Raw genomic sequence first — 14,567 nt, 5'->3', positions numbered from 1 at the left:
ATGGAATAGATTAATCATTAATATCTAAATAATCAAATGTAACTGCTGCGACAGATTTAGCTGCAATCAGTAATGAGCCTTCATCGATATCAAATTTAGGGTGATGGTGTGGGAATGTTTCTTTATCTTTTGGACTAGCACCAACATAGAAGAACGTACAAGGTAATGCTTTAGCATAATAAGCAAAGTCTTCTGAAGGTGGTTGTGGTTCACATCGTTCAACACTTTTAACTTCAGGAATATTTGCTGCTTCAATTGCTTTAGCAACTTGTTTCGTTAATTCAGGGTCGTTGTATAGTACTGGATAATCTTTTGTATATTCTAATTCGCATTGAACACCATACATTTTTTCTAATCCGTTAGAAAGGCGTTTAACTTCATCTTCTATCAGATTTAATGTTTTTTCGTTCATGCCTCTAACATCACCTTCAAGCGTGACTTCATTTTTAATAATATTAAATTGTCCTTTCCCGTCAAATGAACCGATAGAAATGACGCCCATATCAAATGGGTTAAGTCTTCTAGAAACGATTGTTTGTACAGACATGACAAAGCTACTTGCTGCAACAATTGGGTCGTTTGCTAAATGAGGAGAAGAGCCATGTCCACCACGACCTGTAATGTTCAATTTAAATATATCTCGTCCGGATTGAACATTTCCTTCACGATAATAAACGTGATCACTTTCTAATGCACTCATAACATGAACACCAATCACATTATCTACACCATCTAGAATGCCATCTTTAATTAAATATTGTGAGCCACCTGGTGGTTTTTCTTCAGCAGGTTGATGGATAATAACAATTTTTCCTTTAAGTTGATCTTTAACCTCTATTAAAGTTTCAGCAAGAATCAGTAAATAAGCAGTATGTGCATCATGACCACATGCATGCATAACGCCTTCATTTTTTGAACTGAATTCTAAACCTGTGTCTTCTTTAATTGGTAAAGCATCAAAGTCTGCTCTAAGTGCCAACGTCTTACCTGGTTTTCCAGAATCAATTGTCACTTTAATTCCATATATACCTTCTCCACCAATATGAGTTTGGAGGGTAACATCTTTATCCTTATAAAAATCTGCAATATATTGGGCAGTTTCTTTTTCTTCAAAAGATAATTCAGGATTTTCATGTAAATATCTTCTGATTTCAATCATTTTGTCTTCCTTTTTCGATAATCTTTCATAGAAATCATTTAGCATATCATGTTCCTCCTCATAAAATATTTATCTTTATTATAGTTGAAAAATAGAGGGATATGTTGTGAGAAGAACGAATTTTATATTGACACGATAAATAAACGAGAGTAGAATGGTCAAGTATTAGTTAGCAAAGCTAACCTTATTTTATGAGAAAAGGTGAAAACAATGAAGAGTTTTTTATTTACATACACGAATTTGTATCGACCGTATATTCATCACATTAATGCCATATTAGAGCCTTATGGTTTATATGCTGCACAATACAAAGTACTCCATGATATTGCGAACAATGAGCCTACAACGCTTGTACAAGTATCTAAACGTTCTTTTATTGAAAAACCTACAGCTCGTAAAATTATAAAAAAATTAATTGATTTTGAACTTGTTCAAGCTGTTAATAGTAAAGAAGACAAAAGAGAAAAATTTCTTACATTAACAGAGAAAGGGAAAAATCAGTTTAATGAAATACATGAAAAAATTGTAGAGTTTCAAAATAATTGTCTACAAGCTGTTGGAGCAGATGATGAGGAGCTTGAACAAGCACAGCAATTATTAGAAAAAATTAGAGAACATTTAATAGAGGAGGTAACAGAATAATGAGCGAACAATTAAAAAAACCAATTTGGACAAAAGATTTCATATTTAACTTTGTTGTAAGTTTTGTCATATTTTTATCTATGTATTTATTACTCGTTACAGTAGGTGGATATAGTAAAGAAACATTTGGCGTTTCAGATAGCTTAGCTGGTTTAGCTTCGGGGCTTTTTATCGTAGGATCTTTAATAGGAAGATTTTTAACAGGTAAATATATCAATATTGTAGGCACTAAGAAAGTGTTAATAATAGGCGGGATATTACTTGTCATCACGAATGGCCTATATTTTGTATCAGCATCATCATTCGCACTTTTACTGATCGTACGTATTTTAAATGGTATTGCTAGCGGGGTAGCAAGTACAGCTACAGGAACGATAGCTGCATTTATCACACCAGCACAACGTCGTAGTGAAGGAATAAGTATGTATAGTTTAAGTATGGTTCTAGGAACTGCAATCGGACCATTTATAGGCTTATTATTATATCAACATATTCCAATGACTGGGCTATTTACAATCTGTACGATATTAATCGTTATCGCATTTGTTATGTCAATATTCATGAAAATTGATACGCCAGTAATGGCCAAAACAAATGAAGAGAAAAAAGGATTCAGATTATCTGATTTCTATTCTGTACATGCATTACCAATTGCTATAGTAGTAGTAATTGTAAGTATTGCTTATTCATCAGTACTATCATTTATACAATTTTTTGCACAAGAAAATCATTTAGTAGATGCAGCAAGTTTCTTCTTTGTTGTCTATGCAATTGCGGTATTGCTAACGCGACCATTTACAGGAAAAATTATGGATCAACGCGGAGAAAATATCGTTGCAATACCAGCATTTATTTGTTTAGTTATCGGTTTATTTTTAATTAGTATAGCGAGCAATGGTGTCGTATTATTAATAGCTGGAGCGTTTGTAGGATTAGGATTTGGTAACTTACAATCTATATTCCAAGCACTCGTAGTGAAAGTATCACCAGTAGAAGCAATGGGATTAGCAACATCTACTTATTTCATAGGCTTAGACTTTGGGTTAGGATTTGGACCGTATGTATTAGGTAACTTCACAAATTCTATCGGATATTCAGGGTTATACTTAGCAATGGCATTAGTTGCATTGCTCGGTTTAGTAGCATTCTACTTCTTGCATATGATTAAAGCGAAAAAAGAAGTGAATTATTACTCATAAAAAAATATCTCTTCATTAGGTCATAACCTAGTGAAGAGATATTTTTATGTTTTAAGATATTTGCTATTTATCAAGTGGAGACTGACATGATAAAATCAAGGGTTCTATTTATCAAGTGGAGTCTGACATGATAAATTCACGGCCATATCGCACGAAGACTCAAAAGATATTGTGCGATTCAAGTGAAATCTGGCCATATCGCACGAAGACTCAAAAGATAAAATAAAAAGAGCGTAAATTCTTAAGAATTTACGCTCTTTTATATATTAACCTTCTAAATCAACTGAGTTAATGTCAATTCCTAATGCGTCTGCTACGCCTTTACCATAGTCTGGATCAGCTTTGTAACAGTTACGGATATGACGGTGTTTTACTTCGTCAGTCGTGCCTTGCATTTCGTTTGCAGTATTTTGGAATATACGTTGTTGTTGCTCTGGTGATTGTAGACGGAATAATTTACCTGGTTGTTCGTAGTAATTATCGTCATCTTCACGGAAGTCATGTTCGTATAATTCGCCTTCAACTGGTAAACCTGGTTTTTTGAATTCTGGTTGAGATTCATGTGCTTCATAACTGTTTGGATAATAGTTAACGCCAGCGCCTAAGTTGCCATCAACTCTCATTTGACCGTCTCTAGAGAATGGACAAACGTTAGCTGCACCTTTAGCTGAGTTTACTGGGATTTGAAAATGGTTTACACCTAAGCGATAACGTTGCGCATCGCCATAAGAGAATAAACGTCCTTGTAACATTTTATCTGGTGAGAAGTCTATACCAGGGATGATGTTTGTAGGTGCGAATGCAGCTTGTTCAACATCTTGGAAATAGTTCTCTGGGTTACGGTTTAATTCAAACTCACCAACTGGAATTAATGGATACTCATCTTTGAACCAAACTTTAGTTAAGTCAAATGGGTTATCTTTATGGTTTCTTGCTTGTTCTTCAGTCATAACTTGAATGTACATTTTCCATTTAGGGAAATTGCCTTCTTCAATTGAGTTGAATAAGTCTCTTTGACTTGATTCACGGTCTTTAGCTATAACTTGTTCAGCTTCTTCGGCTGTATAGTTTTCAATGCCTTGTTCTGTTCTGAAGTGGAATTTAACCCATACACGTTCTCCAGCGTCATTGTACATTGAATAAGTATGTGAACCGAAGCCATGCATGTTACGGAAACCTTTTGGAATACCTCTATCTGTCATTAAGATTGTTACTTGATGTAACGCTTCAGGTAAAAGTGTCCAGAAGTCCCAGTTAGATTGTGCATTATGCATGTTCGTTTTAGGGTCACGTTTAACGACGTGATTTAAGCTTGCAAATAATTTAGGGTCACGGAAGAAGAATACAGGTGTGTTGTTACCAACTAAGTCCCAGTTACCTTCCTCTGTGTAGAATTTAAGCGCGAAACCACGGATATCACGTTCAGCTTCAGCAGCACCACGTTCACCAGCTACTGTAGAGAAACGAGCAAACATTTCAGTTTGTTTACCGATTTCAGAGAAAATTTTAGCATTTGTATATTGTGTAATGTCATGTGTTACTGTAAATGTACCAAATGCACCAGAACCTTTAGCATGCATACGGCGCTCAGGGATTACTTCTCTATCGAAATGTGCCATTTGTTCTAAGAAGTAAACGTCTTGCATTGATATAGGACCACGTTTTCCAGCAGTCATTGTATTTTCACGATCTGAAACAGGTGCTCCAAATAGTCCCGTTAGTTTTGATTTATTACTCATATAATTATCCTCCTCAAGAATTCTTAATTATAATAATTCTAATTTCATACTAATTATAATTTAAAGTGCCCAAAGAGACAAGTAAAAGAATAAATAATCTTGAAACATTCTTTTTGATACTTCAGTTTATATTTATACTTAATATCCTAAAAGTGTAAATTATAAACATTATATAGCTACTTTCACATGATTTCAGCTATGTTATCTCTTGGATTTTATGTAATAAATATTAATGTTTTAAAAGGAAAATGAGAATTTAACTTGTTAATTGATTATAAGAACTATAATTAATTAAAAAAAGAACGCTAATATTAAGCGTTCTAGATAGAAATGAATCTTATTTAGATTTACCTCTGTTTATAAATAGAGGTTGGACATCTATTTTCTTCAAGATAATTTCTTTAGCTTTTTCAGGTAAAAGATTAATTTCAGGAATATCTGAAAGTTTGACAGAGACATAATCAATTTTTTGATTGTGAGGAATGTTTAAATCATTTAAAGATTCTTCTATCGTTACGTCATAAATAAATAAAATTTCATGATATGACGTACTTTCATATTCAAAAAAGTTTTGAATCGTGGATAAAAAATGAATATCGTCACATTGAATGCCAAGCTCTTCTTTAATTTCACGTTTAATAGCAGAATCAGAACTTTCATAATATTTAACTCTACCGCCAATTAAGGCATAATAGTCGCGTTTCTTATCGTAATGAAAGCAATAACCATATTTGTCTTTGATGATAGCACCGACTCGAATGTTCAGCATGCCTTCTCCTGATTTTATTGAAAGATCCATTTATAGTCCTCCTTTATAAAAAGATTAGAATAACTTAAGTATGACAATCCCAACGAAAACTAAAATTGCACCAATTAAACGTCTTGAAGTCACTTTGAATATAGGTGTATTAAATAACCCAAAGTGATCGATTAATAATCCCATTAACATTTGACCAAAAATAACTACCATAAGTGTTAATGCTGCACCAAGCTCAGGCATTAATAGAATGTTTGTCGTAACGAATACTACGCCTAATGCGCCACCTATAAAGTAAATAGGTTTAATTTTACCTTGTTCAGGATGTGTAAGACTAAAGCTAATTCTTCTAACAAGTACGAGTGAAAGAACGAACAATGCGATAGTACCTATAGCAAATGAAATTAATGCAGATAAATAAAATGACTGAACTTCATATCTTAGTGCACTATTTATTGCAGTTTGAATAGGTGGCAGACAACCAGTAAATATACCTAGTATCATCCAATAATTTGTATGTTGAGACTTTGTTGTAATGATTCGAGCAGATTTCTTTTTGTAATTCATTAATAATATACCCATTAACATAATCATTACGCCAAAAATTCTACCTAAGTTTATTGTATGAACATCAGCATTAAATAATCCGAATTGGTCTATTATGATTCCCATAATAATTTGTCCTGATACAGTCATGACGACGGTTAATGCTGCACCAATTCTCGGTAAAAGGAGTAAATTACCTGTTAAGAATATGACTCCAAGTAAGCCACCTGTAAACCATACATATGAATATTCTTGGTTCATCATAAATGAAGGGGTTAACTTTTGTGGATTCATGATTAAATTTATAACGATAAGCACGATTGTCCCAATCAAAAATGAGTAAAACGATGCAAGTATAGGCGATTTAGTATAGCCACCTAGTTTTGTGTTGATTGATGTTTGTAGTGGAACACATAATCCAGCAAGAACACCTAATATAATTAATAATATCAATCTTTATAACTCCTTTTTTCTATATCTGTAGCTTGTTGGTAATAAATAGATTGCTCTTTTTCAGGAACCATATTACCTCCAGTAGACCAAACGATATGTGTAGCATTTGGTGTATCATAATTTAAATCATGAATATATGTTAAACCTTGAAAACCTGAAGTGGCTGAAGGTTCGATAAATATATTTTCGGTATCTTTTAAAGCTTTTAAATAACGATATAATTGATTATCTTCAACTGTGCAAGAACCAAATAGAAGAGACGTCATGATGTTTCCTACTAGTTTTGATGGACGACTAACTGCTAAACCGTCTGCAATCGTCTTGCCAGATAGTCCGATATCTTGAACGGATATGTCATCGTGTAACTTTGTAATCATGCCTAAAGTCATACATGGTGCTTCTGTTGGTTCTATAAAGATAGGGTGAACATGATCACCAAAGATTAGTTTTAAACCGAATGCGACACCGCCAGGTCCGCCACCAACACCACATGGTAAATATATATAGAGAGGATGGTTCTGATCAACCTGAATATTGATCGCTTTAAGTTGTTCTTTTAATCGTAAGGCACTTACAGAATAACCTAAAAACAAATCTTTAGAAGCTTCATCATCAACAAAGTGACAATATGAATCATTTAATGCGACTTTTCTACCTTCTTTCACCGCATAACCATAATCTTGTACATGCTCTACAACTTCTACACCTTTAGATTTGAGAAGGTCTTTTTTCCATTCTTTCGCATCTTGAGACATATGAACGGTAACTTTGAAGCCTAATTGAGCGCTCATAATACCTATACTTAAGCCTAAGTTGCCAGTTGAACCAACTGCAATACGATATTTTGAAAACAGTTCTTTATATGAATCAGTCGCTAAAAGGCGATAGTCGCTATCTTTAGTAAAATCTGTTTCTTTAATAGCAGTTTCTTCAGCAAATTTTAACACTTCATAAATTCCACCACGCGCTTTAATAGAACCTGAAATAGGTAGCGCATGATCACCTTTTAATAAAAGTTGACCTTTTAAATGGGGGAAACAAGTCTCTTTGAATTGTTCTAATTGTAAAATGGGTGATTCGATTTTGCCGTTGTTATTGTGAGTTTCTGGAAAAACTTCTTCAATATATGGTGCGAAACGTGATAATCTTTGTTCAGCATCAACTACATCATCTAATGTAAATGGTAGAGCATGTTTGTTTAAATAGTCTGGGTTTTCCCAAAATATTTGTTCTCCACGAACTATATTAGAAATAATAGGGAATTTATTTTTTAATGACTGAATGTCAATAGACATGATTCATCTCTCCTTATTAAAATATTTTGTTATGTGTGTTTTATTGTATAACCTAATCATACAATAAAACACACCCTATTAATAAATTAAGAGGGTGTGCTTTATAAACGAACATTTTTTGAGTTTATTTTAAAATCTTACGATTTTGAAAGTGCATGCTTGCCTGGGGTATGGCTCGAGCCTGTAGTCTCTCACGCATACTATTCCCCCGGGCGTCAGCACTTTGCAAAATCGTAAAGGACAAATTATAAAGATTGTTTGCTATTTATCATGTGGGCCTTCACTTGATAAATTCAATGACTCTATTTATTATTTCGTTTGTAATTTTCGTTAAAATAACTACCGTTTCTTATTTCTTCTAAAATACCATCATATGGTTTTTCACTAACTACGTCTTCATTATTCTGTCCAGCATTAGCGACATATAAAATTTTTGCAAATTCAGGTACTACCAATTTAGGATAAGTATCGTATTTTTCACGAGACTCTTTCATGAGTTCAATATGATCATTTTGATAAGTAACTGTTATTTCTGGATGTTCTTCGACCCATTTTGGGAAGAAAATTGTACCATGCATAATACCTTCATTAGGTAAAAAATCCAAAGCAACATCTGTCCCCGTTGGTTCAGTCCATGTGATTTTGAAAACTCCATCAGTTAACCTAACAATATTCACTTCTTGATCTCTTACCCATCTTCCTGCAACCATACCACCATGTATACGATAATCAATTGTATTTTCATTTTTTACATACATCTCGTATTCCCAACCATTATCATAAGTATAAATTAAATGTGTACCTAAAAAATCATTCAATTTATTAAAATTATTAGTCATTAAAAACTCTCCTTTAGAAATCATGTAATTAATTACATGTTATTATTTACATACAAATGTTATACTTATTTTGAAAAATCGTCAAGGAGGGAGTATTATGGCTCAAAAAAATATTTTGCAGTACGTATTACTAGGGCTTTTAAAAAATGAAAGTTTGTCTGGATATGATATTAAAAAGGCATTTGAAAAAGATATTGGAGAATTCTGGCAAGCAAATCACAGCCAAATTTATCCCCAACTTAAAAAACTAAATGAACGTGCTTTAATTGATAAAAAAATAGTGATAGCAGGAGAAAAGTTAGAAAAAAAGGTGTACTTTATCACTCATAAAGGTCTTCAATCGCTAAATGAATGGCTAATTTCTCCAACACCTGAACTGTCAATCAATAAAAATGAATTTCACTTAAAACTATATTTTGTTTCTGATAAAGATGATCCCATATTACCTATCATGCTCCAAGAGCAAATTCATTTGCATAAAACTAAGTTAATGAATTTAAAAGAACGACGTGTTATATTGTTTGAAAATCAAAAAAATCGTGAAAATAATTATGGTCACTATCTTGTTTTAGATTATGCGATTCAAAGAGAAGAACATCATATAGCTTGGTTGAATCACCATTATCATTAAACAGTAGATAGAGAAGTAATAAAATCATTAAGTTATCACCACCATCACTTAATGAATAATTTTTATTTACAAATGATATAGTGAAAATATAATTAAGTACGCTAACTATTCTACCTTTATAACCAATAATAAATATAATAGAAAATAGTATAACCTAAACATACAATAAAACTTCCGACAAAGTTGTTATAAACTCTATCGGAAGTTTTAATTTTTATGATGTGTATAAGTCTCTTGCAGGTGCTGGCATTGAATTTGGTTTTGCGTATTTTAATATAGTGCGTACGTATAATGATGAGACTATTAGAAATACAATTGATCCACCGATTAATGCAGTTTGATAAGGGAGAGCTAGTCCTTCTGGTGCATATAATACATATACACTTATAGAAGCTGTCATAAATAATGCTGGTATGCCTGCTACTAAATGTTTCTTACTATATCTCAATAAGTAACAAACGCTAACCCATAGCATGACTGTTGCTACTATTTGATTTGTAAATCCTACATATCTCCATAGAAATGAATAATCTATCATTGAAAGTATAAATGCTGGTAAACCTACAGCAAAGCTTGCTGCAATCATTAATGCTTTTGGTTTGATGTTTACTTTACCTTTCATGAAGTCTTCTATAATCATTCTTGCACTTCTTAGTGCTGTATCACCAGTTGTAATAGGAAGAATAATAACACCTAATAGGGCAAGAATGCTTCCAAATGGACCTAACAACTCGATTGATATTTGATCTACAACACCAGCTGGTCCTACTGATTGTAATTTAGCAGCTAAACCTTCTGTACCACCAAAAAATGTCATGCCTGCTGCTGCCCATATTAATGCGATAATACCTTCTGAAATCATAGCGCCATAAAATACTTTTCTACCTTCTGATTCATTTTTAACCGTTCTAGAAATAATAGGACTTTGAGTACAATGGAATCCGGAGATTGCACCACATGATATTGTTACCATTAGTAACGGCCACACTGGAAGACCCTTTGGATGTAGATTATGAACAGTAATTTCTGGAATATGCTTTCCACTGAATATGAGTGCAGCTGCGATACTAACAGCCATAACGATTAGAATAACCCCAAAAACAGGATAAATTCTGCCAATAATTTTATTTATAGGTAAAATTGCTGCAAGTATAAAGTAAGTAAATATGATAATCAATGCTACAAAGAAAGATATCGGTGTTTTACTCGATAATAATTGTGCTGGTCCAGCAACGAATGCAGCAGCAACTAGCATCATTAATACTACCGAAACAACATCTGTAAATACTCTCTTATAACCTTTCCTAAATAATGTTGCACGAGCATAGGGAACTGTGCGCCTCCATGACGTAAACTTAACATTCCTGAGAAGTAATCATGAACACCACCTGCAACAATACATCCTATTACAATCCATATGAATGCGACCGGCCCGTATAAAGCGCCAGCTACTGCGCCAAAGACCGGCCCAAGTCCAGCTATATTAAGGAGCTGAATCATCCAACCTTTCCAAGCAGGCAATGGAACGAAATCCATATTGTCTTGCATACAATATGCAGGTGTTTTTTTGTCTGGATATATTTCGAAGACACGTTCTATGTATTTACCGTAAAAAACATATCCCAAAATTAAAATTATAATACTAGAGATAAATGTAATCATTAGTAAAACCTTCTTTCAGATGAGAATAAAAATAGATTAGCAAAAAATAAGCAATCTAGCAATAAGAATTTTGAAATTTCTGATAATTTATAAAAGGTAGGTTTCTCGAGTATTATTTGCAATTGTAAAATCACAAAATTATAATCAAAAGTAAGTCGTATAAATAAGCTTTTTATAAAATATGGCTTTTATAGGCATAATTTAATAAAGGGGGAATCACCATGCAAGCACATCAAGTGTTAACAATTGATGGTAAAGATTTTCTTATAGAAGAAGGAATGAGACTTTTAGATTTTATAAAAGCGCAAAAATTATCCTTTGTCCCTTCGATTTGTTATAACGAATCTCTCGGACCAATAGAAACATGTGATTCTTGTATTGTTGAAGTCAATGGACAACTTCAACGTGCGTGTAGCACAATGATTGAAAATGGAATGGTTGTAAATACTCAAGTTGAGAAAGTAAAGTCAGCTCAAAAGCAAGCACTGGACAGAGTGCTTGAGCATCATGAATTATATTGTACAGTTTGCGATTATAATAATGGAAATTGCGAGATTCATAATACAATGGGTGAATTTGGTTTAGAACATCAATCAAATCCATTTAAATCAAAAGGCTATGAAAAGGATTATGGTGCTTTTTATAGATATGATCCTGATCAATGTATTTTATGTGGTAGATGTGTTGAAGTATGCCAAGATGTTCAAGTTAATGAAACTTTAACAATTGACTGGAAAAGAAATGAACCAAGGGTAATTTGGGATAATGATAAAGCAATTGATGAATCAAGTTGTGTCAATTGTGGTCAATGTGTAACAGTATGTCCTTGTAATGCATTAATGGAAAATAATATGTTAGGTAAAGCAGGATATATGACCAACCAAGAACCAGGCTTATTAAGATCAATGATTGAGTTAACTAAAAAAGCTGAAACAGGTTATGGACCTTTATTTGCGATATCTGATTCGGAAGCAGCTATGAGAGAAGAAACGATTGAGAAAACGAAAACAGTGTGTACATACTGTGGTGTAGGTTGCTCGTTTGATGTGTGGACGAAAGATAGAGAAATATTAAGAGTCTTACCTCATGAAGATTCTCCTGCCAATCACATTTCAACATGTGTTAAAGGGAAATTTGCATGGGATTATGTGAATTCTGAAGAAAGATTGCAAAAACCTCTTGTGAGAAAAGATGGATATTTCCAAGAAGTTGAATGGGATGAAGCATTAAGCGTAATCAGCAATAGGTTCTCTGAAATTAAAAATCAATATGGCAAAGATGCTTTAGCATTTATATCTTCGTCGAAATGTACAAATGAAGAATCTTATTTAATGCAGAAGTTATCGAGACAAGTTATCGGTACGCATAATGTAGATAATTGTTCTAGATATTGCCAAGCTCCAGCGACACAAGGATTGTTCAGAACTGTAGGTTATGGTGGAGATTCAGGCTCAATAGAAGATCTTGAAAAAGCAGAGATGGTCATTACTATAGGTACAAATACTGCAGAAGCACATCCAGTAATAGCAAGTAAAATTAAGCGAGCGCATAAACTGTTGGGACAAAAATTATATGTATTTGATATTAGAAAACATGAAATGGCAGAACGTGCAGATAAATTTTACAAACCTAATCCAGGAACAGATTTAGTTTGGTTATCTGCAGTGACAAAATATATTATCGACCAAGATTGGCATAATAAAGCATTTATTTCAGAATGGGTTAATGACTTTGAAACATATTATGAAAGTTTAGAGCCATTTACTTTAGAATATGCAGAAAACAAAACGGGTATAAGTCAGGCTGAATTGAAACATATCGCTAAACAAATTACAGAAGTTAATACGCTCTCCATTTGTTGGGCAATGGGTGTGACGCAACATCGTATCGGTAGTGATACGAGTACAGCTATCTCTAACTTGTTACTAATAACAGGAAACTATATGAGACCAGGTACGGGTGCATACCCATTAAGAGGACATAATAATGTTCAAGGATGTAGCGATATGGGAAGTATGCCAAATACATTCCCTGGATATCAAGATGTATCAGATGATGAAATTAGACATAAGTTTGAAAAGGCATGGAACGTTTCACTAGACTCTGAAAGAGGATTAGATAACCATGAAATGATCGATAGCATTCATGAAGGTAAATTACACTCACTATATATTAAAGGCGAAGATACAGGTGTGGTAGATGCCAATATAAATTATGTTAGAGCAGCATTTGAGAAGATTGATTTCTTAGTTGTACAAGATCTATTCTTATCAAAAACGGCAGAATATGCTGATGTCGTGTTACCAGCATCACCATCATTAGAAAAAGACGGTACGTTTACAAATACAGAACGCCGTATTCAGAGAATCAACAAAGCATTAGAACCACTTGGTGATTCTAAACCAGATTGGGAAATCATACAATTAATCGCTCAGTCTCTAGGTGCAGATTGGGATTATAAACATCCAAGTGAAATTTGGTTTGAAGCTCAGGAATTAATGCCATTAGTAAAAGGTGTTACGTATGATCGATTAGAAGGTTTCGACAGCTTACAATGGCCTATGAACGATGACGGTTCGGATACACCGTTATTATATACTGAAAGGTTTAATTTCCCTGATGGCAAAGCTAAACTTTACCCATTAGAATTCAATATTGAATCTAAACAGACAGAGGAAATGTCATTACATGTCAATAATGGACGTGTGTTAGAACATTTTCATGAAGGTAATATGACTTATCAAGTGCCAGGTTTAAAATACAAATTACCAAGAAACTTCTGTGAAATTTCAGAAGAACTTGCTAAAGAACATGGAATAGAAAATGGTGCGAGAGTGAAAATAACATCTAAAGTAGGCACTACGGAAGTGAATGTACAAGTAACAGATAGAGTAACAGGCAATTATATTTATATCCCACTAAATGACCAAAATGAAGGGGCGCCAAACTTTATTACCGATAGTGATGTAGATAAAGATACGAACACACCTGCATATAAAGATAATTACGCTAAATTAGAAGTGATCAGCAAAAAAGGTGAGTCTCCAATACCTAAACATAACTCGCGTTTTGGAACTAGACAGCCACAAATTAGCGTGAGGGTTCAAGATAAATGGAATCAATCAAGCTACACATTCCCAGGTAAAGGTGGCGATGCGTAATGGCTGAAAGAGTTAAAGTCATTAAACGTATTAATAAAAGTAAAGCATATAAAGTCGAAGAGAACATTAATGAAATAAAAGAACAATTAGCTGAACGTAAATTGGCGATAGAAAAAGGGATTGATATTCTAGATGCACTCGAAGAAGCCCAAGCATTAGATGCAGTTCATGCAGCAATTGTACAAAGAAAAGTCATAACTGGAAATTTAGTAACAGAACTCAATAAAGAACAATATGAAGGCATTTTGAGCAATCTTGGACAAGTGTTATTTTTACTAGGAGAATTAGATATAGAAGAAACTTCAACATTTGTGAAAAGAATAAACAATGGCATGAAAGTTGCCAACCGAGCAAATCCGAACAAAAAAACGTCAGTAACAGATTTGTTAGGCGCATTGAAAGACCCAGAAATTAATCAAAGTGTCACGTTACTGCTTAATTTCTTAAAGGGTATGAGTAGAACAGAATAAACAATTTTAAACTG

At 33.4% G+C, this 14,567-nt stretch carries 11 protein-coding genes and 1 pseudogene; 5 read left to right on the top strand and 7 right to left on the bottom strand.

Going from position 1 to position 14,567, the window contains the following annotated elements; genetic code table 11:
- Positions 1-10 precede the first annotated feature (10 nt).
- Complete coding sequence (locus tag LQ598_RS08040) at positions 11-1,204, bottom strand: amidohydrolase (RefSeq protein WP_107557308.1); 1,194 nt, start codon at positions 1,202-1,204, stop codon at positions 11-13.
- Positions 1,205-1,369: 165 nt separating this feature from the next.
- Between LQ598_RS08040 and LQ598_RS08035 the strand changes: the two genes are divergently transcribed.
- Together LQ598_RS08035 and LQ598_RS08030 are read left to right on the top strand one after the other, a co-directional pair.
- Positions 1,370-1,801, top strand: coding sequence for a MarR family winged helix-turn-helix transcriptional regulator (locus LQ598_RS08035; RefSeq protein ID WP_016912568.1), 432 nt, complete (start codon positions 1,370-1,372; stop codon positions 1,799-1,801).
- Positions 1,801-3,000 (top strand): MFS transporter, encoded by a 1,200-nt coding sequence (locus LQ598_RS08030; protein WP_107557307.1) that lies wholly within the window; start codon positions 1,801-1,803, stop codon positions 2,998-3,000. The genes LQ598_RS08035 and LQ598_RS08030 overlap by 1 nt, the downstream gene beginning before the upstream one ends.
- 266 nt (positions 3,001-3,266) lie before the next feature.
- Here the strand turns inward: LQ598_RS08030 and LQ598_RS08025 are convergent, their stop codons facing one another.
- From LQ598_RS08025 to LQ598_RS08005, 5 genes are all read right to left on the bottom strand, one after another.
- Positions 3,267-4,739 (bottom strand): catalase, encoded by a 1,473-nt coding sequence (locus tag LQ598_RS08025; protein ID WP_016913086.1) that lies wholly within the window; start codon positions 4,737-4,739, stop codon positions 3,267-3,269.
- Positions 4,740-5,076: 337 nt separating this feature from the next.
- Complete coding sequence (locus tag LQ598_RS08020) at positions 5,077-5,538, bottom strand: NUDIX hydrolase (RefSeq protein ID WP_016913085.1); 462 nt, start codon at positions 5,536-5,538, stop codon at positions 5,077-5,079.
- A 24-nt stretch (positions 5,539-5,562) separates the two neighbouring features.
- Positions 5,563-6,495, bottom strand: a complete 933-nt coding sequence (locus tag LQ598_RS08015; protein WP_016913084.1) for a DMT family transporter — start codon at positions 6,493-6,495, stop codon at positions 5,563-5,565.
- Entirely contained in the window at positions 6,492-7,790 is a 1,299-nt protein-coding gene (locus LQ598_RS08010) for a D-serine ammonia-lyase (RefSeq protein ID WP_107557270.1), read from the bottom strand. The genes LQ598_RS08015 and LQ598_RS08010 overlap by 4 nt, the downstream gene beginning before the upstream one ends.
- Positions 7,791-8,092: 302 nt before the next feature.
- Positions 8,093-8,608: a phenolic acid decarboxylase gene (locus LQ598_RS08005; protein WP_239745415.1), complete on the bottom strand. Its 516-nt coding sequence runs from the start codon at positions 8,606-8,608 to the stop codon at positions 8,093-8,095.
- Positions 8,609-8,726: 118 nt separating this feature from the next.
- On the opposite strand from LQ598_RS08005, the gene LQ598_RS08000 reads away from it, so the two are divergent.
- Positions 8,727-9,260, top strand: coding sequence for a PadR family transcriptional regulator (locus LQ598_RS08000; RefSeq protein WP_107557271.1), 534 nt, complete (start codon positions 8,727-8,729; stop codon positions 9,258-9,260).
- 214 nt (positions 9,261-9,474) lie between these two features.
- On the opposite strand, the pseudogene LQ598_RS07995 reads toward LQ598_RS08000, so the two are convergent.
- A pseudogene (locus LQ598_RS07995) lies at positions 9,475-10,922 on the bottom strand (carbon starvation CstA family protein).
- Positions 10,923-11,143: 221 nt separating this feature from the next.
- Between LQ598_RS07995 and fdhF the strand changes: the two are divergent.
- Positions 11,144-14,083 (top strand): formate dehydrogenase subunit alpha, encoded by a 2,940-nt coding sequence (gene fdhF, locus LQ598_RS07990; RefSeq protein WP_107557273.1) that lies wholly within the window; start codon positions 11,144-11,146, stop codon positions 14,081-14,083.
- A complete protein-coding gene (locus tag LQ598_RS07985; RefSeq protein WP_016912890.1) occupies positions 14,083-14,553 on the top strand; it encodes a helical membrane plugin domain-containing protein in 471 nt (156 codons plus the stop codon). The genes fdhF and LQ598_RS07985 overlap by 1 nt, the downstream gene beginning before the upstream one ends.
- The last annotated feature ends 14 nt before the right edge of the window (positions 14,554-14,567 follow it).

The sequence above is a fragment of the Mammaliicoccus sp. F-M27 genome, from assembly GCF_022387115.1.
Taxonomy (GTDB): domain Bacteria; phylum Bacillota; class Bacilli; order Staphylococcales; family Staphylococcaceae; genus Mammaliicoccus; species Mammaliicoccus vitulinus.
The sequence above is the reverse complement of the archived record's forward strand: the minus strand, read 5'-3'. Positions and strand labels throughout refer to the sequence as shown.